Here is a 24,554-nt window from a genome sequence, read left to right as displayed (position 1 = left end):
TGACCGAGCCGCTCGGATGATCAGGAGGAATGGATGAACGTCAAGAAGATCGCTGCCGTGACCGTCGCCGCCGGTGGCCTGATGCTGGGGGCCGCCGGTGCCGCCGCGGCGGCCGGGGGTGCCGGCGCGGAGGGCGCCGCGGTGGGCTCGCCCGGCGTGCTGTCCGGCAACGTGGTCCAGGTGCCGGTGCACATCCCGGTCAACGTCTGCGGCGACACGATCAACGTGATCGGCCTGCTGAACCCGGCGTTCGGCAACACCTGCGTCAACCAGTAGGCCCGGCGATTGCTGTGGGGCGGTCCCGCTTCGGGACCGCCCCACTTCGCGTTTGAATCCACCTGATCGGGTGATATGCAGCCGGATGGCTCAACCTTTTCGAGCATGGCTCGTTGAATTGTGGGCGGCAAAAGCATTCGTCGGAATTTCCGACCGTCACATGACAGGGGTATGTATGCGACAGGTTGCCAAAAAAGGGATCCTCACGGCGGTGGCCACCGGTTCCGTGCTGGCGTCCGCAGGGGGCTACGCCTATGCGGCGGCCGGCGCCCAGGGCGCGGCGGTCGGCTCGCCGGGCGTCGCCTCCGGGAACAGCGTCCAGGTGCCGATCGAGGTTCCGATCAACATCTGCGGCGACACGATCGACGTGGTCGGCGCGCTCAACCCGGCCTTCGGGAACCAGTGCGCCAACACCAGCTCGTCGGGTCACCACCACGGCGGGGACCAGAACGGCCCCGGCGGTCACGGCAGCACCAGCGGTTCGGTGGCCGGCAGCTCGGCCTCCGGCGTCGCCAAGGGGTCACCGGGCGTCGGCTCCGGCAACAACGCCCAGGTACCGGTCGACGTGCCGGTCAACGCCTGCGGCGACTCGGTCGACGTGATCGGTGCGCTCAACCCGGCGTTCGGCAATGAGTGTGCCAACACGTCCGTCAGCCAAGGCGTCCACACCCCGCCGCCGGCCCCGACCCCGCAGCAGTGCACCGGCGGCTGCGACACCCCGCCGCCGGCGCCGCCCGCATCGAACGTGCCGCCCGCTTCGAACGTGCCGCCCGCTTCGAACGTGCCGCCGGGCGCCCCGGTGGCCGACACCCACGGGACGCCGATCGGGCGGTCGGCCGCACCCGGGACCACCCAGGTGTCGGCCGAGTCCGCGCCGGCCGCCACCAAGCTGGCCTACACCGGGGTCAGCGGCCTGGACGTGCTGGCTCCGGCGGGCCTGGGCCTGCTGCTGGCCGGCGGCGTGCTCTACCGCAAGGGGCGCAGGGCCTCCTGACGGGGCTCCCGGGGGCGGGGAGTGCGTGCCTACCCGCCCGCAACCGGGCCTCGCCCGCAAGGGCAACCAGGCACGCACTTCCCGGCGGCCGACGGCTACCGTCGACGGCCGGCGGTCACCAGCTGCGGACCTGCCGGATGATCCGACGCCGCAGCCGGACCGTGCGGCTGCCGTCCGGATAGAGCCGCAGCCGGTCCAGCTCCCAGTGCCCGTACTCGGCGTGCTCCGTCAGCAGCTGTCGGGCCGCGTTGCGCGTGGTGCCGCGCGGCATGCGCAGCGACTGGTACTCGTACTCGGGCTGCCGGACCAGCTTCGGTGGGGTCAACGTCGCCTCCTCAGCGTTGCCTGCTGCGTTCTGTGCTCGGCTTGTCTGCTCGGCTTGTCTGCTCGGTCTGTCTGTTCGGTATGTCTGCTCAGTGCTGTCTGCGGGCAAGCCTACGACTTGCCAGTGACACTGACACCGGCCCTGCGGCAAGCCCGCGGCCACCGCGCCGGGCCTGCGGGAGCCGACCCGGGGCCGACCGCCGCCGGGGCGCGACACGCCCACCCGGAGCACCGTCCTGACCGGTCACGCGCCATTCTCCCGGTTCCGCGAACTGATGCGTAATCAATTCCCGAGGGCGGAACCAGGAAACGCCGCGGCGGGCACAGAAGCGCACGCTTCGGACATCGCGGGTCAAGTTGCCGGGCTTTCGCAAACTGAGACGGTAGCCCCTGTGCATCATGGGCCCGGGTGCGGATAGCGTCTGTCCCATGTCTGATGCCGCGCAGCTCAACCGGACCGAGGTACGCGAAGCCGCCGAGGCGGTCAAGGCCGCCATCGACCGCCATTTGGAAGCGGTGTCCAGCACCACCACCGCAGACGATCCCGCGGTCTTCGCCGCCTACGAGGAGTTGGCTGCGGCGGCCATCCACTACGACCAACTGCTCTACGAGGTCTATGACGAAGTGACCCCGTTCGAGGTCCCCGGCGACGGCGGCCCGGGCAGCTACCAGGGCCCGGAGGAGCCCGAGGCGATCAGCGTGCTGATCCGCCGCGACTACCGGATCGCCGACCCGCGCCGGCTGCGCGCGCAGGCCGAGCGGGTGGACTCCTCGCTCGAATCGGCCGAGCGCGGCGGCCAGGGGGTGACGGCGGCCGCGGTCGGCGCGGTCTTCGGCGAGTACGAGCCGGACGAGATCGCCGCGCGGGCCGAGGAGTTCGGCCTGGAGGAGGGCGACGCCACGATCTGGGTGGCGGCCACCGACCCGACCGACCCGGGGGAGTGGCTCGCCGAGCCCTTCGACAGCCCGGACCCGCACCTGCTGCTCTGCCGCTTCGACGTCAGCGAGGTGTACGACGAGGAGGACGGCCTCGGCTGACCGAGGACGCAAGACGTCGGGGCGGCTCCCGCGATCGTGACCGGGGGCCGCCCCAAACGCTTCTGACGATGCGTCAGCCCCGTGCTTCAGTCCTGCGGGGCGTTCTCGGCCAGCAGGGCGCGCAGCCGGGTGGTGCGCGGCGTGGCGGGGCGCTCGGCCACGGCCTGGGCCAGCGCGGGACCGGCCGCGTGCACCACCGAGAGGTGCCGCTCGGCCCGTCCGAACGCGGTGTAGACCCACTGCCGGGTCAGCCCGGGGCCCGCCTCCTCGGGCAGCACCACGACGGCCGCCGGCCAGCGCCGCCCGGCCGCCTGATGGACCGTCAGCGACCAGCCGTGCCGCAGCCGGTCGACCTGGGCGGGCGGCAGCACCAGCTCGCTGCCGTCGGCCAGGGCCAGCCGCAGGCCGTCCCGGTCGCCGCCCAGCACCCGCCCCGGATGGTTGATCCCGGGCAGCGGCGAGTAGACCACCCGGTCGCCCGGATCGAAGCCGCCGAACCGCCCGGGGCCGGGGTTCAGCCGGGCCTTGGCGGCGGCGTTGAGCGCCCGGGTGCCGGCCGGGCCGCCGTGGCCGGGGGTCAGCAGCACCGTCTGCTCGGCGGGGATGCCCAGCGCACGCGGAATCGACTCGGTGAGCAGCTGCACGGCCCGGTGCACCGCCTCGGAGGACTCGCGGGCGGTGACGATCACCACCTCCTTGTCCGGCGCCTCCACGGTGGTCAGCTCGCCAACGCCGATGCCGGAGACCAGCTCGCCGATCGGGCCGAGGTCGGGGGTGCGGGAGGCCACCTGCGGGCACACCTTGGCGGCCAGCAGATCGGCGAACAGCCGCCCGGGGCCGGCCGACCAGAGCTGGCCCGGGTCGCCGCTGAGCACCAGCCGGGTGCCGTCGGCCAGGGCCTCGACCAGGGTGGCGGCCTGCTCCAGGTCGAGCAGCGGGGCGTCCTGGACGATCAGCAGGTCCAGCGCCAGGGCGCCCTCCTCGGTGCGCTCGACGGCGCCGGGGCGCAGCAGCTCAGCGAGGGTCAGCGACTCGGGCTCGCCCAGGGCATCGCGGCCGTACTCGGTCCAGGCGGCGGCCCGGGCCCGCAGGCCGAGCGCGCGGGCGGCGCGCAGCAGGGCGGCGAGCTCACCGCGCGAGGCGGCGTCCCCGGTGTGCAGCACCAGCGGGTCGGCGGCGACGGCGCGGATCAGCGCGGCGGCCGAGGCGGAGCCGGCCGCGCCGGCGGCCGCCTCCCAGTCGGCCTCGCCGGGAGCAGCCGGCTCGACCTCGGGAGCAGCCGGCTCGACCTCAGGGGTGGCTGCCTCGACCGGCGTCGCGGCTGCCTCGACCGGCGTCCCGAAGGTGGAGAGCAGCCGGGCCAGGCCCTCGGCGGTCTCCTCCTCGGCCTGTGCCAGCCGGTCCAGCGCCAGCAGCAGCCGCATCGGCGGCTCCTCGTCCTCGCCGACCTCGCGGGCGCCCGGACCGGTCTCCTCCTCCTGGAACGGCAGCACCCGGCCGTCCTCGACGGCGGCCTGCACCGCCTGCTCCGGGTCGGGCAGGCCGAGCTTCTCCAGCCCGGCGCGCAGCTCGTCGGCGGTCAGCGCGGAGTGGCCGCGCAGCGCGGCCTGCTCCAGCAGCCAGACGGCCAGCGCCCGGCCGCGGCGCGGGTCATCGGGGCCGGCGGCGGGGCCGAGCAGTGCCTTGGCGAAGCCGTCGGCCTGTTCGGGGCGCACCCCGGGCAGCGCCAGCAGGGCCCACGGGTCCTGCTGGAGGGTGTCGGGCGCCTGCTCGCCGAGCGTGGTCAGGGCGGCGTGCGCCAGCTGCTCGGCGGCCGCAGCGGGCGCTCCACCGTGGGTGAGCAACTGCACGGTGGCGCGCAGCGCGTCAGCCGGGAGCTCCAGCCGGGGCGTGGCCGCCGGCGCGGGCGCCGGCGCCGCGGTGGCCGGGGCGTCGGGAGCGGCGGGGGCGTCGGCCGGGGAGCCGGGCTTCGCCGGGGCGGGGCGTGACGGTGCGTCGGGGGTGCGCCGCTCCACGGCCCGCACGGCCTCGGTCAGCGCGGCCAGCTCGGCGGCGCGGCGCGCCGGGTCCACGGTCCGGGGCGTGAAGCCGGTGACGCCCGCCGCGGGGGCCTGGCCGCCCGCGGGCCGCTCGTCGGCGGCTCGGGGCTCGGGCACCGGCGTCTCGGCGGCGGCCGCCTCCTCCGAGGGAGCCTGCGCTGTCCCCGCGTCGGGCTCGGGGCCGTCGGCCGCCGGTTCGTCCGTCTGACTCACAGTTGCTGACTCACAGTTCGTTCCAGTCCTGATCAGGGTAGCGACGCACCGGCGCCGAGATGTCGTCGAGCGCACCGCGGATCTCATCCGGAAGCGTAAGCGCCTCCACCGACAGCGCCGTGTGCAGCTGGGCGGCGGTGCGCGCACCCACGATCGCGGCCGCCACCCCGGGCCGGTCCCGGACCCAGGAGAGCGCCACCGCCAGCGAGCTGCTGGCCAGGCCGTCGGCGGCGGTGGAGAGCGCGTCCACGATCCGCCGGGACCGCTCGCCGAGATAGGGCTGGACATACCCGGCGAGGTGGGGCGAGTTGCCCCGGGAGTCCTGCGGAATGCCGTGCCGGTACTTGCCGGTCAGCACCCCGCGCCCCAGCGGTGAGGAGGCGAGCAGGCCGATCCCGGCGTCCAGCGCGGCGGGCAGCGCCTCGCGTTCGGCGCCGCGCTGCAGCAGCGAGTACTCCAGCTGGGTCGCGGCCAGCGGCACCCGCCCGGGCGCGGCCAGCTGCCAGGTGGCGGCCTTGGCCAGCTGCCAGCCGCAGTAGCCGGCCACCCCGGCGTAGCGGGCCCGGCCGGAGGCGACCGCCAGGTCCAGCGCGTGCATGGTCTCCTCGGTCGGGGTGGCCGGGTCGAAGGCGGGCACCTGCCAGAGGTCCACGTGGTCCGTGCCGAGCCGGCGCAGCGAGGCGTCCAGGGCGGCCAGCAGGGCGCTGCGCGAGGAGCCGCCGGTGGCTGCGGCACCCCGGGTGCCGGGCTCGGTGGACGCGCCGGCCCGGGTGGCGATCACCAGCTCCGAGCGCGGGATCAGACCGTCCATCAGCCGGGCGAGCAGGTGCTCGGCGGCACCGTCGCCGTAGAGGTCGGCGGTGTCCACCAGGGTCCCGCCGGCGTCCACGAAGGTCTTGAGCTGGTCGGCGGCCTCGGCTTCGTCGGTGTCCCGGGTCCAGGTCATGGTGCCCAGTCCCAGTCGGGAGACCCGCAGGCCGGTGCGGCCCAGATTGCGTCGTTCCATGGGCGCAGGACCCCCTCACTCTTGGTGACCGTGATCGTAACCGTCGCCCGCCGCAATGTGACGCTCGCCACGCCTACCCGTCGGTAGCAAGACCGCCGCGGCCACGGCTACCGTGGCCCGCAACGGCCCCTCGGGAAAGGCGTGCACGTCATGCGACTCGGCATCAACCTCGGCTACTGGGGACTCGGCATGGACGCCGACAACATCGCGGTCGCCCAGGAGGCCGACCAGCTCGGCTACGCGGTCTGCTGGGCCGCCGAGGCGTACGGCTCGGACGCCGCCACGGTGCTCGCCTTCGTCGCCGCCAGGACCGAGCGGATCGACGTGGGCTCGGCGATCTTCCAGATCCCGGCCCGGACCCCGGCGATGACCGCGATGACGGCGGCCACCCTGGACGCGCTCTCCGGCGGCCGGTTCCGGCTCGGCCTCGGGGTCTCCGGGCCGCAGGTGTCGGAGGGCTGGTACGGCGTCAGGTTCGACAAGCCGCTCGGGCGCACCCGGGAGTACGTGGAGATCATCCGCAAGGCGATGTCCCGCGAGCGGCTGACCCACCAGGGCGCCAACTGGACGCTGCCGCTGCCCGGCGGCCCGGGCAAGCCGCTGAAGCTGACGGTGCATCCGGTGCGCGAGCACATCCCGCTGTACATCGCCGCGATCGGCCCGAAGAACCTGGAGCAGACCGGCGAGATCGCCGACGGCTGGCTGGGCATCTTCTTCTCGCCCGAGCACGCCGAGCTCTCGCTCGCCCCGCTGCGGGCCGGCCGGGCCAAGGCCGGGCTGACCCTCGACGGCTTCGACCTCTGTCCCACCGTCAGCATCGCGGTCGGCGAGGACGTCGCGGCGGCCGCCGACTCGCTGCGCGACCACGCGGCGCTCTACATCGGCGGGATGGGCAGCAAGGAGAAGAACTTCTACAACCAGCTGGCCTGCCGGATGGGCTACGAGGAGGCCGCGGCCGAGATCCAGCAGCGCTACCTGGCCGGCGACAAGCAGGGCGCGGCCGCCGCCGTGCCGCACGACCTGATCGACGCCTTCGCCCTGCTCGGCACCAAGGAGCGGATCGCCGATCGGATGCGCGCCTACGCCGACGCCGGGGTGACCACCCTGACCCTGGCCCCGACCGGCTGGACCCTGGACGAGCGGGTGACCGCGCTGCGCACCGCGGTGGACGCCCTGGAGCTGGCGGGGCTGGCCTGACGGCGCCCGGTCACAGCCAGCCGCCGTGTTTGAAGAGCCGGTGCAGGGTGCCGCAGACCAGGGCGGTGGCGCCGATCGCCAGCGGGTAGCCGTACGGCCCGGCGGAGGCCTGGCCGGCGAGCGCGTACCCGCCCAGCAACAGCGGCGGGACGGCCAGCGCCACCCAGCCGCCCAGCCGGCGCAGCCCGCCGCTCGGCAGCCCGCCGCTCGGCGGCTTGCTGCTCGGCGGCTCGGCGTGCGGTGGCCAGTCGGGCTGCGGTGCCTGCTCGGCGTGCGGTGCCTGCTCGGGCCGGGGTGCCCCGTCGGGCCGCGGCGCGGCGCCCGCCTCGCACGCGGCCGCCAGCCGTTCCGCGCTCGCCCGCAGCCCGGGCAGCGGCCCCCCGGCGAGCTCGCGCAGCGGCGCCAGCGCCTGCCGGGCCGCCGCGCGCAGCACCCGGGAGCCGGGGTCGGCCGCGAGCGCCGTCAGGCAGCCGTCGACGGTGGCGGCGCAGACCTCGTGGAGAACGGCGGTGGGCCCGCCGGCGAGCAGGTGCGGCTGCCGCTCCAGGCGGGCCCGCAGGCCCCTCATCGGCCCGGTCGGGCCATGGCGGACCGTCAGCACGAAGGAGTCGCCGACCAGCACCAGCAGCTGACCGGTCGTCAGTGCGTGCGGCTGCCCCGCAGGCCGTTCGACTGTGGGCAGCACCACCAGCAGCGCCTGCGGATAGCGGGTCACCCCGGCGGCCCGGGGCGTTCGCAGGGCCTGCGCCACCAGCGCGGCCGGAAGCCCGGCGACCGCTCCCACCTGTGCGAACTCCGCCTCGCCCGGCTCCGCCAGGCCGATCCAGAGGAAGCCGTCGTCCGGCGCGGCGGTGCCGGGGCCGGCCAGGCGACGGCCGTCCCGGTAGCGCGCCGAGTCCACGATCACGGCTCCCATTCTGACGGCCGGTACCGCCCGGGGCCCGGAGCGGCTCGCGGCCACCGTCTAGGCTTGGGGCATGCCCACACTGCTGCTGGTACGCCATGGCCGGTCGACCGCGAACTCCGCCGGGATCCTCGCGGGTTGGACCCCGGGCGTGGATCTGGACGAGACCGGCCGGGCGCAGGCAGCCAAGCTGGTCGAGCGGCTGGCCGGGGTGCCGCTGGCGCTCGCGGTCAGCAGCCCGCTGGAGCGCTGCCGGCAGACCCTGGGGCCGCTGCTGGCGGACCGGCCCGAGCTGGGCGAGCCGACCGTGGACGACCGGCTGGGCGAGTGCCACTACGGTGACTGGACCGGGCGCCCGCTGCGCGAGTTGGCCACCGAGCCGCTCTGGCGCACCGTGCAGGACCACGCGTCGGCCGCGGCCTTTCCGGGCGGGGAGTCGCTGCGGGCGCTGAGCCACCGCACGGTGGCGGCGGCCCGGGAGTGGGACGAGAAGATCGCCGCCGAGCACGGGCCGGACGCGGTGTGGATCGCCTGCACCCACGGCGACGTGATCAAGGCGATCGTGGCCGACGCGCTCGGCCTGCACCTGGACCACTTCCAGCGGATCAACGTGGACCCCGCCTCGATCACCGCGATCCGCTACACCCCGCTGCGGCCGTTCGTGCTGCGGATGGGCGACACCGGAGACCTCTCCGGCCTGCGCCCCAAGCCGTCCGCCGCGAGCACCGGCGACGCCGTGGTCGGCGGCTCCACGGGTGCGGACGCCGTAGGGTGAAAGCGCACCCGTAGCCCGTTCTCAAGACACCGTTCTTCACACCACCGGAGCGAGAGAGTGCCCCGACAGGTCTTCTTCTACGACCAGCCCGAGCGGTTCGTGGCCGGCACCGTCGGCCAACCCGGCTCGCGGGCGTTCTTCCTGCAGGCCAGTGCGCGCGGCCGGATCACCAGTGTGCTGCTGGAGAAGACGCAGGTGGCGGCGCTCGCCGAGCGGGTCGACGAGGTGCTGGACGAGGCGCTGCGCCGCAGTGCCGGCCAGGCTCCGATCCCGGCGATCGCGCCGTCCGAGCTGATCGACACCGCGCCGCTGGACCTGCCGCTGGAGCAGGAGTTCCGGGTCGGCACCATGGCGCTGGCCTGGGACGCCACCGACGGCATCCTGGTCGTCGAGGCGCAGGCGGTGCTGGAGGACGCGGAGGACGACGAGGCCGCCGAACTGGCCTTCGACGACGAGGAGAACGGTCCCGACCTGCTGCGGGTGCGGCTGAGCGGGGCGATGGCCCGGGTGTTCGCCAAGCGCGCGCTGGACTTGGTGGCGGCCGGCCGCAAACCCTGTCCGTTCTGCAACCTGCCGCTCGACCCCGAGGGCCACCTGTGCCCGCGCCAGAACGGTTACAAGCGCTGAACACCAACCAGGACAGCCCCGAAGCCGAGGCCGAGGAGCCCGCGGCCGAGATACCCGACGCCGACCCGGTGGCCGCCGCCGCGCTGGCCGCCGACGTGCCGGCCGCCCTGGAGCTGCTGCGCTCCGGTGAGCTGACCGTGCACGGGCAGCTCACCGACGCCTCCAACGCCGTCCTCTACTGCTCCAGCACGCTGAACGGCGTGTCCGCGCTCTGCGTCTACAAGCCGGTCCGCGGTGAGCGCCCGCTCTGGGACTTCCCGGACGGCACGCTGGCCGGCCGCGAGGCGGCGGCCTATGAGCTGGCGGCGGCCACCGGCTGGCCGCTGATCCCGCCGACCGTGCTGCGGGACGGGCCGTTCGGTCCGGGGATGGTGCAGATCTGGGTGGAGCCGGACCAGCAGGCGGCCCCGCTGCTGGCGCTGCAGGACCCGAGCGGCCCCGAGCCGGGCTGGCTGCCGGTCGTCGAGGCCGAGGTGGGGGAGGGCCGTCGGGCGCTGCTGGTGCACGCCGACGACGAGCGGCTGCGCCGGCTGGCCGTGGTGGACGTGGTGCTCAACAACGCCGACCGCAAGGGCGGCCATCTGCTGCCGGCCGCCGATGGCCGGATCTACGGCATCGACCACGGGGTGACCTTCGCCACCACCGGCAAGCTGCGCACCCTGCTGTGGGGGTGGGCGGAGCAGCCGCTGACCGAGGAGGCGGTGGAGATGCTCGGCCGGCTGGCCGCCGAGCTGGACGGCGCGCTGGGGGCGCGGCTGGCCCAGCACCTGACGGCCGCTGAGCTGACGGCCGCTCGGGAGCGGACCGCCGAACTGCTGCGCAGCCGCAGGCATCCGGTGCCCTCGGAGGAGTGGCCCTCGATCCCCTGGCCACCGGTCTGAGTCACCGTGGCGGTCGGCCGGGAATTATTCCCGGCCTTGCGACCTTCATGATCGAGGCTGCTCGTTTCAGCCGTTTCTGCTGACTGGTTAGCCCCTTAAATGATCGGAAGGTTAGAGTCCTTTCCATGCATGCCTGGCCCGCTTCCGAGGTTCCCGCCCTACCCGGTCAGGGACTCCCGCTCCGTATCCACGACACCGCCACCGGAACCGTCCGGGAGCTGGTGCCCGAGGGTGACACCGCCCGGATCTACGTCTGCGGCATCACCCCGTACGACGCCACCCACCTGGGCCACGCCGCCACCTACAACGCCTTCGACCTGGCTCAGCGGGTCTGGCGGGACGCGGGCTACCGCGTCCACTACGTGCAGAACGTGACCGATGTCGACGACCCGCTGCTGGAGCGCGCGGTCGCCACCGGTCAGGACTGGACGAAGCTGGCCGAGCGTGAGACGGCACTGTTCCGCGAGGACATGACCGCCCTGCGGATCCTGCCGCCCGCCCAGTACATCGGCGCGGTCGAGTCGATCCCGTGGATCGTCCCGCTGGTCAAGAAGCTGCTGGCGTCCGGCGCCGCCTACGAGCTGGACGGCGACATCTACTTCTCCATCGAGGCCGACCCGCACTTCGGCGAGGTCTCCGGGCTGACCCGGGAGCAGATGCTGCCGATCTTCGCCGAGCGCGGCGGCGACCCGGACCGCCCGGGCAAGCGCCACCCGCTGGACGCGCTGCTCTGGCTCTCGGCCCGCCCGGGCGAGCCCGCCTGGGACACCGAGCTCGGCCACGGCCGCCCCGGCTGGCACATCGAGTGCGTCGCCATCGCACTGGAATACCTGGACATGGGCTTCGACATCCAGGGCGGCGGCAGCGACCTGTCGTTCCCGCACCACGAGATGGGCGCCGCGCACGCCCAGACGGCCACCGGCACCCACCCGTTCGCGCGGGCCTATGTGCACGCCGGGATGGTCGGCCTGGACGGGCACAAGATGTCCAAGTCCCGCGGCAACCTGGTCTTCGTCTCGGCGCTGCGCCGCGAGGGCGTGGACCCGGTCGCGATCCGCCTGGCGCTGCTCTCCCGGCACTACCGCAGCGACTGGGAGTGGACCAAGGAGGTCCTGGACGCGGCCGTCGAGCGGCTGGCCCGCTGGCGGGCCGCGGTCTCCCGCCCGGACGGCCCGTCGGCCGAGGCGCTGCTCGCCGAGGTGCGCGCCGCGCTCGCCGACGACCTGAACGCGCCCGCCGCGCTGGCCGCCGTGGACCGCTGGGCAGCGCTCCAGGCCACCGAGGGCGGCAGCGACACCGGCGCGCCGGGCCTGGTCTCGCGCACCGTGGACGCCCTACTGGGTGTCGCGCTGTAGGGGCAACTGACAGCTTGTCAGGCGAGGGGCCGCCGATCCGACACCGGATCGGCGGCCCCTCGCCGTTGACCTGCGGATTTCGCGGCCGAAACGGGTCTTGAGCGCGGAATGCGTGCGATCGATCGTCCGGACGGATTGGTTCCGTCGCGGTCATTGCCTTCGCCGCACGGCAGCCGCCAGCATATGGGCCACTTTCGCCGCTCCTTGATCCGGAGGGTGGTCCTCGTGCCGCAAGCACCAAGAAATCCCGGCCTGAAGGCCGATGTCCTCGGCGCCGCCGACACCGTCGTGATGGCGGTGGCCGGCAGCGCGCCCGCCTACTCACTGGCCTCCACGACCGCCGTGCTGGCCGGCGCCGCCGGGCTGATCGGCCCGGCCGCGCTGCTCTGGTGCGCCATCCCGATGCTCGGCATCGCCTGGGCCTTCAACTACCTGGGCCGCCTCGACGTCAACGCCGGCGCCAGCTACTCCTGGGTCGGCCGGGCGCTGCACCCGGCGCTGGGCTTCCTGGCCGGCTGGTCGCTGGTGGTCTCGGCGACCATCTTCATGGTGGCCGGCTCGCTGCCGGCCGGGCAGTACACCCTGTCGCTGTTCTCCGACTCGCTGTCGCGCAACACCTGGGCGGCCACCGGGGTCGGGGCCGCCTGCTTCCTGGTGATGGCCGGCCTGGTGCTGCTCGGCGCCCGGATCACCGCCCGGGCACAGTGGATCATGACGGGGGTGGAGGTCGCGATCCTGGCCGTCTTCGGCATCGCGGCGCTGGTGCACGGCGGGCACGCGGCCCGGTTCTCCTGGAACTGGCTGTGGGGCTTCGGGCACTTCGGCGGGGTCAAGGGGTTCGCGGCGGCCGCGCTGGTGGCGGCCTTCTACTTCTGGGGCTGGGACGTCACGGCCAACCTCAGCGAGGAGACCACCGACAGCCGCCGGAACTCCGGAATCGGCGGGCTGATCGGGGTGCTCGGGGTGTTCGCGCTCTTCGAGATCGTCACCATCGCGGTCAATCTGATCATCAGCCAGCAGGACCTGACGGCCAAGGACGCGCCGCCGTTCCTCACCACCCTGGGCGACACGGTCTGGCCGGGGGCCGGCGGCAAGATCATGGTGCTGGCGGTGATGCTCTCCACCATCGCCACCCTGGAGACCACCCTGATCCAGGTGACCCGCTCGCTCTTCGCGATGGGCCGGGACCGCACCGTGCCCGCAGTCTTCGGGCTGGCCCACCGGCGCTGGCAGACGCCCTGGGTGGCGCTGGCCGTGGTGGTCGTGGTGTCGCTGGGGCTGTTCGTGGGTTCCAACGCGCTGGGCTCGGTCAGCAAGATCCTCGCCGACGCGGTGGCCGCGATCGGCCTGCAGATCTCCGTCTACTACGCGCTGGCCGGGCTGGCGGTGGTGATCGCCTACCGCAGGCTGATCCTGCGCTCGGTGGCCAACACGGTGTTCATCGGGGTCTGGCCGCTGGCCGGGGCGCTGTTCATGGCCTTCCTGTTCGTGGAGAACTGCCGCAGCCTGCCGGGCACCCAGCTGGCCATCGGGCTGGGCGCGCTGGCCGTCGGACTGCTGCCGATGGCCTGGTACTGGATCGGGGGGAGCGCCTACTACCGGCGCGGTCCGGGCTTGGCGGCGTCCAGCGGCGGGGTGCCCAGCGACGGGGTGCCCAGCGGCGGGGTGTCCACCGGCGGTGCCGCCACCGGGGCGGGCGGTGCGGACTCCTCGGCGGGCGGAGCGGCCGGAGCGGCCTCCTCGACCTGATCCCGGGCCTGCGCGATCCGGGTCCGGGCCGTCTCCACCTGGGCCTGGGTCGCGCTGTCCAGGAACCGCAGCAGCTCGACCGGGAACGGCAGCACCAGCGTGGAGTTCTTCTCGGCGGCCACCTCCACCACCGTCTGCAGCAGCCGCAGCTGGAGCGCGGCCGGGGTGGCGCTCATGATCTCGGCCGCCGCGGAGAGCTGCTTGCTGGCCTGGAACTCGCCGTCCGCGGTGATGATCCGGGCCCGCCGCTCCCGGTCGGCCTCGGCCTGGCGGGCCATCGAGCGCTTCATCGACTCGGGCAGCGCGACATCCTTGATCTCCACCCGGTCGATCTCGATGCCCCAGCCCATCGCCGGGCTGTCCAGCATCAGCTCAAGGCCCTGGTTGATCGGTTCCCGGTTGGCCAGCAGGTCGTCCAGCTCGCTCTTGCCGATGATCGACCGCAGTGAGGTCTGGGCGACCTGGGAGATGGCGAACTGGTAGTCCTGCACATTGACCGTGGCCTTCACCGGGTCGACCACGTTGAAGTACACCACCGCGTCGACCCGGACCGTCACGTTGTCCCTGGTGATGCCCTCCTGGGCCGGCACCGGCATGGTGACGATCTGCACGTTCACCTTGCGCAGCCGGTCGGCCACCGGCATCAGCACCAGCAGGCCCGGCGGCCGGATCGTGTCGCGGACCTTACCGAACCGGAACACCACCCCGCGCTGCCACTGCTGGACCACGCGCACACTCGTCGCGGCCACCAACGCGCTGAGCACGACCACTGCGACCAGCACTCCGACGACCACATCCACGACCACCATGGCGTCACCTCGGCCACTCCCGGTTACCGGACTTCCAGGGTAAGTCCGGCGGCGGGCCGATGCGGCGCCCCCGATGGCGGGCCCTCGCCAGGCTGCTGCGGCTCGGTGGTGGTCTAGACCCTTGACAGGACATGGTCTGGACCGGTGCACTGGTCTGGGCCGATGGCCGGCGGTTGCCCGGTGCCGACCATCGGCCGTCCCCTGCAAGAGAATTGACGCCGCGTCAGGCCACGTCAGTCGCGCGAGGAGTCGTCCTTGCCGTCGGCGTCGTGGTCCTCGCGGTCCGTGCCGTCAGCGTCGCGGTCCTCGCCGTCGGTGTCGCCGTCCTCGTCCTCGCCGTCGTCCTCGGCCGACCCGTCGCCGGGAGCGGACGCGTCCCCTGACCGCCCGGTGCTGGCCCGGCCGCCGCTCGGCTTCTCGCCGCCCGGCCCTTGGTTGTCCCGCCGCCGCAGATAGCGCTCGAACTCGCGGGCGATCGCCTCGCCGCTGGCCTCCGGCAGCTCCGCGGTGTCCTGGGCCTCCTCCAGCTGCTGCACGTACTCGGCCACCTCGGTGTCCTCGGCGGCCAGTTGGTCCACGCCCAGCTGCCAGGCGCGGGCATCCTCGGGCAGCTCGCCCGGCGGGATCCGCAGATCCAGCAAGTCCTCCAGCTTGTTCAGCAGGGCCAGGCTGGCCTTGGGGTTGGGCGGCTGCGCCACGTAGTGCGGCACCGCGGCCCAGAGCGTCACGGCCGGCACGCCCGCGTGGGTGAACGCCTCCTGCAGCACCCCGACGATCCCGGTCGGGCCCTCGTAGCGGCTCTCCTCCAGATCCAGCCGACGGGCCAGCGCGGCGTCCGAGGTGACCCCGCTGACCGGCACCGGACGGGTGTGCGGGGTGTCGCCGAGCAGCGCACCCAGGATCACCACCAGCTCGATGCCCAGCTCGTGCGCCAGGCCGAGCAGCTCGTTGCAGAACGACCGCCACCGCATGCTGGGCTCGATCCCGCGCACCAGCACCAGATCCCGGGTGGTCGGCTCGGTCACCCGGACCACCGACAGCCGGGTGGTCGGCCAGGTGATCCGCCGCACCTTGCCGTCCATCCAGATCGTCGGCCGGTTGACCTGGAAGTCGTAATAGTCCTCGGCATCCAGGGCGGTGAACACCTTGCCGCCCCAGGTCTCGTCCAGATGACCCACCGCCGTGGAGGCGGCATCGCCCGCGTCGTTCCAGCCCTCGAAGGCACAGACCATGACCGGGTCGATCAACTCGGGAACATCTTCCAGCTCGATCACCCAGCGTCTCCCTCCGCGCGTGGAACGCCTCGTTCCACGGACCCTACCTGCCCAGCCTACGGGCTTTGATGCCCCTCGGGTTCCGGCTTCGGCAACTGTGCCGGCCGCCCCTGTCAGGGCTCGTACTGGAACGGGGTGGTGACGCTCAGTGCGGTGAAACCGAGCCGCTCCAGGATCGGCCGGCTGGTCTCGCGGGCGTCCACCTGCAGGTAGCGGTAACCGCGGGCAACCGCCTGCGCCGCTCGGTGTGCGACCAGCGCCCGGTAGATGCCGCGCCCGCGCCAGGCGGGCACCGTGCCGCCGCCCCACAGGCCGGCGAACGAGACGCCCGGCAGGGTCTCCATCCGGGCCCCGCTGATCGGCTCGTCCCCGGCCATCGCCACCACCACGCTGAGCGTCTGCGGCGCCTCGGCGAGCCGCTCCAGCAACTGGTCCACCAACCGCCGGCGCACGTCCGACTCGCCGAAGGCCCGCGCCTGCGCCTCGCCGAGCAGCCGGATGCCGGTCTCGTCGGTCTCGGTGCGCAGCCACACCCCCTCCGGCAGCACCACCGGTACGGCCTGGGCGGCGCTCTCGGCCACCATCAGGGTCTCGGGCTCCTCGGCGACCAGGCCGGCTGCGCGCAGCCGGTCGGCCAGGTCGGCCGGGCGGTCGTGGCTGTAGTGCTTCCACTCGAAGGCCCGGCCGCGCTCGCCGAAGTAGCGCAGCTGCTCGGCGATCGCGGCATCCGCCCCGGCCTCGTCCAGGCCGGACCAGAGCACCGCCGACCAGCCGAGCTCGCCGCCGTCCTGCCGGACCACTCCGCCGGTCCGGTCGACCACCGCCCCCACACCGTCCGGCGCCACCTCGCGGCGCAGCTCCCGGTCGTACTGCTCCAGCACCCGCTGCTCGTCCATCACCTGCTGCTCGTCCATGCCCGCACCCCAACACCTGCCGGTCGGCGCGGCAACCGGATTTCCGCGGGCCCGCGCCCGGGTCAGACCTCGGTGACGGCCGCCAGCACCGCCGCGGTGTCCCGCAGGTCGGGCAGCACCGCATCGGCGCCCGCGGCCGCCAGCTCCGCGGCCGACACCATCCCGGTGGCCACCGCGACCGCCCGGGCGCCCGCCGCCTGGGCGGTCGTCACATCGCGCACCGTGTCCCCGATGATCACCGTCTCGCTGCCCCGGAACCGGCGGCCCAGCACCCGCTCGGCCCGGGCCCAGGCATGGGCGGGCAGGTCGGTGCGCTCATAGGCGTCGTCGCCGTAGGCGCCCAGCCGCAGGTCCAGGTGCTCCGTCAAGTCGAAGGCGGCCAGCTTCAGTTCGGCGAGCACCAGGAGGTTCCCGGTCAGCACCGACTGCCGCACTCCGCCGCGGGTGGCCAGCGCGCGCAGCGCCTCGCGGGCGCCGGGCAGCGCATGGCCCTCGTCGGCCAGGTCGGCGGCCCGGTCCTGCATCTCCGCCACCAGCAGGTCCAGGTAGCCGGCCAGCAGCCCGTCGCCCGGATCCAGGTCGTGCGCCCGCAGCAGCTCGGTGGCGGCGGCCGTCTCGGTGCGGCCGTAGTAGCTCCAACTCCGGGTCAGCGGCAGCCCGGTGGCCCGCTGGAAGGCGGCGGCGACGGCGCGCCTGGCCACCGTGCCGCCGTCGATCAAGGTGTGGTCGATGTCCCACAGCACCAGCAGCTCGCGTTCCATGGCCCCTCCGATCCCCGATGGCCGCCCCTCACCGCGGCCCCCCGGCCCCGATCATCGCGCACCGCGGCCACCGCCCCGGACGGCGCGCTGGCGAGCCACGGCTTTGCCGAACAACCGGCCGGCGGATCCGGCGACGCCGATCCCGCGATGACGATCCGGCTATGACATCGAAATTCGACGAGAATCGAACTATCGTGGCCGCATGACGACTTCCGATCAGACCGCTACGACTCAGACCGGCCCGACCAAGGTCGACTTCTACTTCGACCCGATCTGCCCCTTCGCCTGGATCACCTCCCGCTGGATCCTGGAGGTCGAGAAGGAGCGCGACCTCGACCTGACCTTCAAGGTGATGAGCCTGTCGGTGCTCAACTCCGGGCGGGACGACCTGCCCGAGCAGTACCGCGACCTGCTGCAGCGCGGCTGGGGCCCGGTGCGGGTCTGCATCGCGGCGGCCGAGCAGCACGGCGTCGGGGTGCTGCGCGACCTCTACACCGCGCTCGGCACCCGGATCCACAACGAGGACAACAAGGACTACCAGGCGGTGATCAAGGAGGCCCTCGCCGAGGTCGGCCTGCCGGCCGAGCTGGCGGCGGCGGCCGACGGCACCGAGTGGGACGAGGCGCTCAAGCGCAGCCACCACGAGGGCATGGACCCGGTCGGCGAGGACGTCGGCACCCCGACCATCCACATCGACGGGGTGGCGTTCTTCGGCCCGGTGCTCACCGCGATCCCGCGCGGCGAGGAGGCCGTCAAGCTCTTCGACGGCGCCCGCCTGCTGGCCGGCTACCCGAAGTTCTTCGAGATGAAGCGGACCCGTACCGGGGACCTCGACTTCAGCTGAACCCTTGCTTGGCAGGCCCGGCGGCGTGCGTGCCGCCGGGCCGATCGCGCGTCAGCCGGCCAGCTCCGCGGCGAGGAAGGCCGCCGTGCGCTCCACCAGGGCCGGCACGTCGGGGTAGCCCCCGAAGGCGTGCTCCGCGCCGGGCACCGGCACCAGCTCGGACCGCCCGCCGGCGGCCAGCAGCGCCTGGTGCAGCCGCTCGCTGTGGGCCGGTGCGACGATGGTGTCGGCCGTGCCGTGCAGCAGCAGGAACGGCGGCGGATCGGTCGGCACCTGGGCCACCGGGCTTGCCAGGGCGACGAGTTCGGGCAGGTCGACCGGGCGCCCGCCGAGCAGCCGGCCCTCCGAGGAGTCGGCCAGCTCCGGGTGCCGGACGCCCATGTCGGTGATCGCGCACCAGCTGGCCACCGCCCGCACCGCGCCGTCCGCGAAGGCGGCCAGCGCCGCGATCGCGCCGCCCGCCGACTCGCCCCAGAAGCCGATCCGCCCGGCGTCCAGGCCGAGTTGCCCGGCGTTGCGCCGCAGGAACGCCAACGCCGCCCGGGCGTCCTCCAGTTGGGCCGGGAACCGGGCCTCGCCGGAGAGCCGGTAGTCGATGGCGGCCACCGCCAGCCCGGCCCGGGTCGCGGCCCGCCAGAACGCGTCCGGCGTCAACGCCTCCGACGGGTAGCGCCGGTCGCCCCACTGGAACCCGCCGCCGTGCACCCAGACCACCACCGGCGCGGGCCCGGGGCCCGGGGGGAGGCGCAGGTCGAGCAGCAGCGGACGGAAGCCCCGCAACTCGGCATACGCCAGGCCCTCGTACACCCGTCCGCCGTCGTCGGTCTGACGCGGCGTCACCATCGAGAGGTCGTCAGTCATGCTCAGCAGCGTAGATCAACTCAGGCACCAGTCCTGCCGGTAGGACGCCCAGTCCTGTTCGCTGGCCGAGAAGTCCGCGTAGACGGCCACTCCGAAGGCCTGCCGGTCCGGCGACTGCCGGCTCAGCCCCAGTCGCACCCCGCGTATCGCCGCCGGCACGGTCTCCGCCGAGCCGCGGTGCCCCCACTCGTCGGCGAAGTAGGCGGGCAGGCCCATCAGCAAGTCCACTGATTCCGGAGTGACTCGGAGCGCCAGTTCGGTCTGCTGGGCGACGTAGCCGCCGTACAGCGACGGCAGTGGCATCCCGGTGTCGTAGGACATCACCGCGACCTGCTCCACCCTGCGGGCCACCTGCCCGAAGTATTCCTGCGACCACCACTTCGGGTGGCCCGTCAACGACCCTGCCACGGCGTGCAGTTGGGGGAGGGGGTCGATTTGCGGGGCCGCCACCGAGAGCGGTGCGCCGCGGGCCGCCGTCACCGCGTGCACCTGGTCGAGCAGCGCCAGGAAGCCGGGCGAGCCGGACTGCACCGGCTCCAGGTCGAAGTGCACCCCGTCGAAGCCGGCGCCCAGCACCTGCCCGGCCGCGCCGGTGATCCGCTCCCGCACCGCCGGGTCGTCCAGGTGCAGCCCAACCGGCTTCTCGGGGGCCACCACGTCACCGAGCCAGGCCTGCACCCGCACCCCGGGTAGCTCCCGGTGCACTGCGGCCACCAGCTGCCTGGCCTGCGGATACCGCTCGGCCGGCAGCGAGCCGTCGTCCGACAGCGGCCCGGCGTGCACGAAGACGTCCCGGATGCCGCCGCGCAACAGCTGCGGCAGGCCCGCCAGGTCGGCCGGCCCCTTGCGCCCGTCCACCCAGGCGTGCCCCAGCCAGACGGCGTCCCGGCCCCGGCTGCGGGCCTGCGCGGCCGGCGTGCCGCTGTCCGCCCAGCGCAGCGCCAGACCGGCCGCCGCGACCGGCAGCACCAGCAGCGCGGCCAGCACCGCCGCGACCACCGCCAGGCGCCGCCGACGCCGCGCAATCCACGCGCGGACCTGCCGCCATACCGGTACGGACATCCATCCCCCCTCACTCGAACGGCCCACCATGCGGGACGCTCTACGACGCCGGCCGCCGAGCCGGATACCCTGGCCGGGTGCGTCCCCGTTCGGGGGGACCGCATAGCCGACAGCCGTCGCACCCAGGGAGATGCCCCATGGCCACCAGTGTCCCCATTTCCGCCCAGCAGTCCCGAGCGGACGCCCTGCGAGCCGCCCTCGTCAGTCGAGTGGTCGTCGCCGACGGTGCCATGGGCACCATGCTGCAGGCGCAGAATCCGACGCTGGCGGACTTCCAGGAGCTGGAAGGCTGCAACGAAGTCCTCAACGTGACCCGCCCCGACATCGTGCGCTCGGTCCACGAAGCGTACTTCGAGGTCGGCGTGGACTGCGTGGAGACCAACACCTTCGGGGCGAACTTCGCGGCGCTGGGCGAGTACGACATCGCCGACCGGATCCACGAGCTGTCCGAAGCCGGCGCTCGGATCGCGCGCGAGGTCGCCGACTCGTACGACGACGGGCGCACCCGCTGGGTGCTGGGCTCGATCGGCCCCGGCACCAAGCTGCCGACCCTGGGCCACATCTCCTTCGACACCGTGCGCGAGGGCTTCCGGCAGAACGCGGCCGGCCTGATCGCCGGCGGCGCCGACGCGCTACTGGTGGAGACCAGCCAGGATCTGCTGCAGACCAAGGCCGCCGTGCTGGGCTGCAAGCAGGCGATGGCCGAGGCCGGTGTGGACCTGCCCCTGGTGGTCCAGGTGACCGTGGAGACCACCGGCACCATGCTGCTCGGCTCCGAGATCGGCGCGGCGCTCACCGCGCTGGAGCCGCTGGGCATCGACTACATCGGCCTGAACTGCGCCACCGGCCCCGAGCAGTACAGCGAGCACCTGCGCTACCTGTCGAAGAACGCCCGGATCGGCCTGTCCTGCATGCCCAACGCGGGCCTGCCGGTGCTGGGGAAGGAGGGCGCGCACTACCCGCTCTCGCCGGTCGAACTGGCCGACGCCCAGGAGACCTTCGTCCGCGAGTACGGGCTGTCGCTGGTCGGCGGCTGCTGCGGCACCACTCCCGAACACCTGCGCCACGTGGTCGAGCGGGTGCAGGGCCGCCCGATCACCGCCCGCGACCCCAGGCCCGAGCCGTCCGCCGCCTCGCTCTACCAGCCGGTGCCGTTCCGCCAGGACACCTCGTACCTGGCGATCGGCGAGCGGACCAACGCCAACGGCTCCAAGAAGTTCCGCGAGGCGATGCTGGCCGGCGACTGGCAGGCCTGCGTGGAGATCGCCCGCGACCAGATCCGCGACGGCTCGCACCTGCTGGACCTGTGCGTGGACTACGTCGGCCGCGACGGCGTCGCCGACATGCGCGAGGTCGCCGGCCGCCTCGCCACCGCCTCCACCCTGCCGATCGTCCTGGACTCCACCGAACCGGCTGTGCTGAAGGCCGGGTTGGAGATGCTCGGCGGCCGCGCGGTGCTCAACTCGGTCAACTACGAGGACGGCGACGGCCCCGACACCCGGTTCGGCCGGATCGCTCAACTTGCCCGCGAGCACGGCGCCGCCCTGATCGCGCTCACCATCGACGAGGACGGCCAGGCCCGCACCGCCGAGGCCAAGGTGGCGATCGCCGAGCGGCTGATCGAGCAGCTCGGCCGCGAATACGGCATCGCCGAGCAGGACATCCTGATCGACTGCCTGGCCTTCACCCTGGCCACCGGCCAGGAGGAGTCCCGCCGCGACGGCCTGGAGACCATCGAGGCGATCCGCGAGCTCAAGCGCCGCCACCCCGACGTGCAGACCACCCTGGGCCTGTCCAACATCTCCTTCGGTCTCTCCCCGGCCGCCCGCCAGGTGCTCAACTCGGTGTTCCTGCACGAGTGCGTGCAGGCCGGCCTGGACTCGGCGATCGTGCACGCCTCCAAGATCCTGCCGATCGCCCGGATCCCCGAGGAGCAGCGCGAGACCGCCCTCGACCTGGTCTACGACCGCCGCCGCGACGGCTACGACCCGCTGCAGCACCTGCTGGCCCTCTTCGAGGGCGTCAGCTCGGCCTCCGTCAAGGCCTCCAAGGCCGAGGAACTGGCCGCCCTCCCGCTGGACGAGCGCCTCAAGCGCCGCATCATCGACGGCGAGCGCAAGGGCCTGGAGGCCGACCTGGACGAGGCCCTGGCGCAGCGCCCGGCCCTGGAGATCGTCAACGAGACGCTGCTGGACGGCATGAAGGTGGTCGGCGAGCTGTTCGGCTCCGGCCAGATGCAGCTGCCGTTCGTGCTGCAGTCCGCCGAGGTGATGAAGAGCGCGGTCGCCCACCTGGAACCGCACATGGAGAAGTCCGACGACGAGGGCAAGGGCACCATCGTGCTGGCCACCGTCAAGGGCGACGTCCACGACATCGGCAAGAACCTGGTCGACATCATCCTGTCCAACAACGGCTACACCGTGGTCAACCTGGGCATCAAGCAGCCGGTCTCGGCGATCCTGGACGCCGCCCAGGAGCACAACGCCGACGTGATCGGCATGTCGGGCCTGCTGGTCAAGTCCACCGTGATCATGAAGGAGAACCTGGAGGAGCTCAACCAGCGCAAGCTGGCCGCCCGCTTCCCGGTGATCCTCGGCGGCGCCGCCCTCACCCGCGCCTACGTCGAGCAGGACCTGCACGAGGTCTACCAGGGCGAGGTCCGCTACGCCCGGGACGCCTTCGAGGGCCTGCGGCTGATGGACGCGCTGATCGCGGTCAAGCGCGGCGTGCCCGGCGCCGCCCTGCCCGAGCTGCGCCAGCGCCGGCACGCCCGGGTCGAGGTGGCGGAGCCGGAGGAGGTCAACCTCGGCCAGATCCGCTCCGACGTGGCCACAGACAACCGGGTGCCGGCCCCGCCGTTCTGGGGCGACCGGATCGTCAAGGGCATCCCGTTCGCCGACTACGCTTCCTGGCTGGACGAGGACGCGCTGTTCAAGGGCCAGTGGGGGCTGAAGGCGGCCCGCACCGGCGAGGGGCCGTCCTACGAGGAACTGGTGGAGACCGAGGGCCGGCCGCGGCTGCGGATGTGGCTGGACCGGCTGCAGACCGAGGGCCTGCTGGAGCCGGCCGTGGTCTACGGCTACTTCCCGGCCGCGTCCAAGGGCGACGACCTGATCGTCTACGGCGAGGACGGCAGCACCGAGCGCACCCGCTTCACCTTCCCGCGCCAGCGCCGCGGGCGGCGGCTCTGCCTGGCCGACTTCTTCCGCCCCGAGGAGTCCGGCGAGCGCGACGTGGTCGGCCTCCAGGTGGTCACCATGGGCAACAGGGTCTCCGAGGCCGCGAATGAGCTGTTCCAGGGCAACGCCTACCGCGACTACCTGGAGCTGCACGGTCTGTCGGTGCAACTCGCCGAAGCCCTGGCCGAGTTCTGGCACGCCCGGGTGCGGTTCGAGCTCGGCTTCGGCGACGAGGACCCGCAGGACGTGCGCGACATGTTCCAGCTGAAGTACCGCGGCGCCCGCTTCTCGCTCGGCTACGGCGCCTGCCCCGAGCTGGAGGACCGCGCCAAGATCGCCGAGCTGCTGCGCCCCGAGCGGATCGGCGTGGTGCTCTCCGAGGAGTTCCAGCTGCACCCCGAGCAGTCCACCGACGCGATCGTCATCCACCACCCTGAGGCGAAGTACTTCAACGCGCGGTAACCCGCTCATCACGTCCCCTTCGCTGAACTGCGCGTATGCTGTATGGCCCCCGTCTTCCCGGGCGGGGGCCCAGCGCGAAGGGGAGTGCCGCATGACCACGGTCGACACCACCACCACGACCCTCGGCGAGGGCGGCCCCAGCGGGTTGCAGGCGGTGCTGGTCGACATGGACGGCACCCTGGTGGACACCGAGGACTTCTGGTGGCAGGCGGAGTCCACGCTCTTCGCCGAACTCGGCCACCCGCTCGACGACACCCACCGGGCCCAGTTGGTCGGCGGCCCGATGACCCGGGTGATCGACTACCTGCTCGGCCTCACCGGGCTGGAGATCAGCCCGGCCGAGCTGGCCGACCGGATCAACGGCCGGTTCGTCGAGCTGCTGGACGGCGGCGCGCCGCTGATGCCCGGCGCGGCCGAGCTGCTCGCCCTGCTGCGCGAGCACGGCATCCCGGCCGCGCTGGTCTCCGCCTCGCACCGGCGGATCATCGACCTGGTGCTGAAGAACCTCGGCGACCACCCGTTCGCCTTCTCGGTGGCCGGCGACGAGGTGGCGCGGACCAAGCCCAACCCGGACCCGTACCTGGCGGCCGCCGCCCGGTTCGGCGCCGACCCGGCGCGCTGCGTGGTGATCGAGGACGCCCCGCTGGGCGTGCAGGCCGGCGAGGCGGCCGGCTGCCCGGTGATCGCGGTGCCCTCGGTGGCCCCGGTGCCGGCGGCGCCCGGCCGGGTGGTGCTGGGCTCGCTCGCCGAGCTGGACCTGGAGCTGCTGCGCTCACTGGTCCCGGCCCAGGTGTGATGCTCGTCTCGTTGCCATCCCCTGGACGGGACGTCAGCTCTCTGCCGTACCCGGCAAAACAGGACAGAGCTGACAACTCGTCGACTGCGGTGATCTTTGATGCGAAAGCGTGTCCGCTGACCGGTCGGCCGTCCGCCCGCGATGTGGCAGGCTGCTGCGGTCTGTCCTGAACGCCATGGCAGCCCGCCGACCGGCCTCCACCCGCGGCCCCGGC

At 73.3% G+C, this 24,554-nt stretch carries 21 protein-coding genes and 1 pseudogene; 12 read left to right on the top strand and 10 right to left on the bottom strand.

The window, feature by feature from the left end; all coding sequences use genetic code 11:
* Positions 1-81 precede the first annotated feature (81 nt).
* Together P3T35_RS13260 and P3T35_RS13255 are read left to right on the top strand one after the other, a co-directional pair.
* Positions 82-276, top strand: coding sequence for a chaplin (locus P3T35_RS13260; RefSeq protein WP_280706013.1), 195 nt, complete (start codon positions 82-84; stop codon positions 274-276).
* A gap of 211 nt (positions 277-487) precedes the next feature.
* Positions 488-1,270 carry a chaplin family protein gene (locus P3T35_RS13255; RefSeq protein WP_348533413.1) on the top strand — a complete coding sequence of 261 codons (783 nt, stop codon included), beginning with the start codon at positions 488-490 and terminating at the stop codon, positions 1,268-1,270.
* Positions 1,271-1,385: 115 nt separating this feature from the next.
* Here P3T35_RS13255 and P3T35_RS13250 read toward each other — a convergent pair whose 3' ends face one another.
* The gene (locus P3T35_RS13250; protein WP_220140391.1) at positions 1,386-1,580 is read right to left on the bottom strand and encodes a DUF5703 family protein; all 195 of its coding nucleotides are present in this window, start codon (positions 1,578-1,580) and stop codon (positions 1,386-1,388) included.
* 443 nt (positions 1,581-2,023) lie between these two features.
* Between P3T35_RS13250 and P3T35_RS13245 the strand changes: the two genes are divergently transcribed.
* Positions 2,024-2,632, top strand: coding sequence for a hypothetical protein (locus P3T35_RS13245; protein WP_101379475.1), 609 nt, complete (start codon positions 2,024-2,026; stop codon positions 2,630-2,632).
* An 86-nt stretch (positions 2,633-2,718) separates the two neighbouring features.
* Here P3T35_RS13245 and P3T35_RS13240 read toward each other — a convergent pair whose 3' ends face one another.
* The gene (locus P3T35_RS13240) at positions 2,719-4,884 is read right to left on the bottom strand and encodes an AAA family ATPase (protein ID WP_280705981.1); all 2,166 of its coding nucleotides are present in this window, start codon (positions 4,882-4,884) and stop codon (positions 2,719-2,721) included.
* A 10-nt stretch (positions 4,885-4,894) separates the two neighbouring features.
* Complete coding sequence (locus P3T35_RS13235; RefSeq protein WP_101379473.1) at positions 4,895-5,890, bottom strand: aldo/keto reductase; 996 nt, start codon at positions 5,888-5,890, stop codon at positions 4,895-4,897.
* 150 nt (positions 5,891-6,040) lie between these two features.
* Between P3T35_RS13235 and P3T35_RS13230 the strand changes: the two genes are divergently transcribed.
* On the top strand, positions 6,041-7,087 hold the full coding sequence (locus P3T35_RS13230; protein ID WP_101379472.1) for an LLM class F420-dependent oxidoreductase: 1,047 nt from the start codon (positions 6,041-6,043) through the stop codon (positions 7,085-7,087).
* Positions 7,088-7,097: 10 nt separating this feature from the next.
* Here the strand turns inward: P3T35_RS13230 and P3T35_RS13225 are convergent, their stop codons facing one another.
* Positions 7,098-7,994, bottom strand: coding sequence for a CorA family divalent cation transporter (locus P3T35_RS13225; protein WP_180356362.1), 897 nt, complete (start codon positions 7,992-7,994; stop codon positions 7,098-7,100).
* Positions 7,995-8,064: 70 nt separating this feature from the next.
* Between P3T35_RS13225 and P3T35_RS13220 the strand changes: the two genes are divergently transcribed.
* The 5 genes from P3T35_RS13220 to P3T35_RS13200 all read left to right on the top strand — a co-directional run bounded on the left by P3T35_RS13220 (position 8,065) and on the right by P3T35_RS13200 (position 13,378).
* A complete protein-coding gene (locus tag P3T35_RS13220) occupies positions 8,065-8,766 on the top strand; it encodes a histidine phosphatase family protein (protein ID WP_101379470.1) in 702 nt (233 codons plus the stop codon).
* Between the two features lie 57 nt (positions 8,767-8,823).
* Positions 8,824-9,393, top strand: coding sequence for a DUF3090 domain-containing protein (locus P3T35_RS13215; RefSeq protein WP_101379469.1), 570 nt, complete (start codon positions 8,824-8,826; stop codon positions 9,391-9,393).
* A gap of 83 nt (positions 9,394-9,476) precedes the next feature.
* Positions 9,477-10,274 carry an SCO1664 family protein gene (locus P3T35_RS13210; protein WP_101384901.1) on the top strand — a complete coding sequence of 266 codons (798 nt, stop codon included), beginning with the start codon at positions 9,477-9,479 and terminating at the stop codon, positions 10,272-10,274.
* 125 nt (positions 10,275-10,399) lie between these two features.
* A complete protein-coding gene (gene mshC, locus P3T35_RS13205) occupies positions 10,400-11,629 on the top strand; it encodes a cysteine--1-D-myo-inosityl 2-amino-2-deoxy-alpha-D-glucopyranoside ligase (RefSeq protein WP_101379468.1) in 1,230 nt (409 codons plus the stop codon).
* Between the two features lie 291 nt (positions 11,630-11,920).
* Positions 11,921-13,378, top strand: a complete 1,458-nt coding sequence (locus P3T35_RS13200) for an APC family permease (protein WP_101384900.1) — start codon at positions 11,921-11,923, stop codon at positions 13,376-13,378.
* A gap of 56 nt (positions 13,379-13,434) precedes the next feature.
* Here the strand turns inward: P3T35_RS13200 and P3T35_RS13195 are convergent.
* The 4 genes and pseudogenes from P3T35_RS13195 to P3T35_RS13180 all read right to left on the bottom strand — a co-directional run.
* Positions 13,435-14,187, bottom strand: a pseudogene (locus tag P3T35_RS13195) (slipin family protein); the annotation flags it as partial.
* A gap of 233 nt (positions 14,188-14,420) precedes the next feature.
* Complete coding sequence (locus P3T35_RS13190) at positions 14,421-15,461, bottom strand: PAC2 family protein (RefSeq protein WP_101379467.1); 1,041 nt, start codon at positions 15,459-15,461, stop codon at positions 14,421-14,423.
* A 113-nt stretch (positions 15,462-15,574) separates the two neighbouring features.
* Positions 15,575-16,357, bottom strand: coding sequence for a GNAT family N-acetyltransferase (locus P3T35_RS13185; RefSeq protein WP_101384898.1), 783 nt, complete (start codon positions 16,355-16,357; stop codon positions 15,575-15,577).
* 80 nt (positions 16,358-16,437) lie between these two features.
* Complete coding sequence (locus P3T35_RS13180; RefSeq protein WP_101379466.1) at positions 16,438-17,136, bottom strand: HAD family hydrolase; 699 nt, start codon at positions 17,134-17,136, stop codon at positions 16,438-16,440.
* A gap of 202 nt (positions 17,137-17,338) precedes the next feature.
* Between P3T35_RS13180 and P3T35_RS13175 the strand changes: the two genes are divergently transcribed.
* On the top strand, positions 17,339-17,980 hold the full coding sequence (locus tag P3T35_RS13175) for a DsbA family protein (RefSeq protein ID WP_101379465.1): 642 nt from the start codon (positions 17,339-17,341) through the stop codon (positions 17,978-17,980).
* Between the two features lie 51 nt (positions 17,981-18,031).
* On the opposite strand, the gene P3T35_RS13170 is transcribed toward P3T35_RS13175, so the two are convergent.
* Both P3T35_RS13170 and P3T35_RS13165 read right to left on the bottom strand, forming a co-directional pair.
* Complete coding sequence (locus P3T35_RS13170) at positions 18,032-18,841, bottom strand: alpha/beta hydrolase (protein WP_101379464.1); 810 nt, start codon at positions 18,839-18,841, stop codon at positions 18,032-18,034.
* Between the two features lie 15 nt (positions 18,842-18,856).
* Positions 18,857-19,903 carry a hypothetical protein gene (locus P3T35_RS13165; protein ID WP_101379463.1) on the bottom strand — a complete coding sequence of 349 codons (1,047 nt, stop codon included), beginning with the start codon at positions 19,901-19,903 and terminating at the stop codon, positions 18,857-18,859.
* Positions 19,904-20,040: 137 nt separating this feature from the next.
* On the opposite strand from P3T35_RS13165, the gene metH reads away from it, so the two are divergent.
* Entirely contained in the window at positions 20,041-23,544 is a 3,504-nt protein-coding gene (metH, locus tag P3T35_RS13160; RefSeq protein WP_101379462.1) for a methionine synthase, read from the top strand.
* 91 nt (positions 23,545-23,635) lie between these two features.
* The gene (locus P3T35_RS13155; protein WP_101379461.1) at positions 23,636-24,340 is read left to right on the top strand and encodes an HAD family phosphatase; all 705 of its coding nucleotides are present in this window, start codon (positions 23,636-23,638) and stop codon (positions 24,338-24,340) included.
* Positions 24,341-24,554 lie beyond the last annotated feature (214 nt).

The organism is Kitasatospora sp. GP30 (assembly GCF_029892145.1).
GTDB lineage: Bacteria > Actinomycetota > Actinomycetes > Streptomycetales > Streptomycetaceae > Kitasatospora > Kitasatospora acidiphila.
The sequence above is the reverse complement of the archived record's forward strand: the minus strand, read 5'-3'. Positions and strand labels throughout refer to the sequence as shown.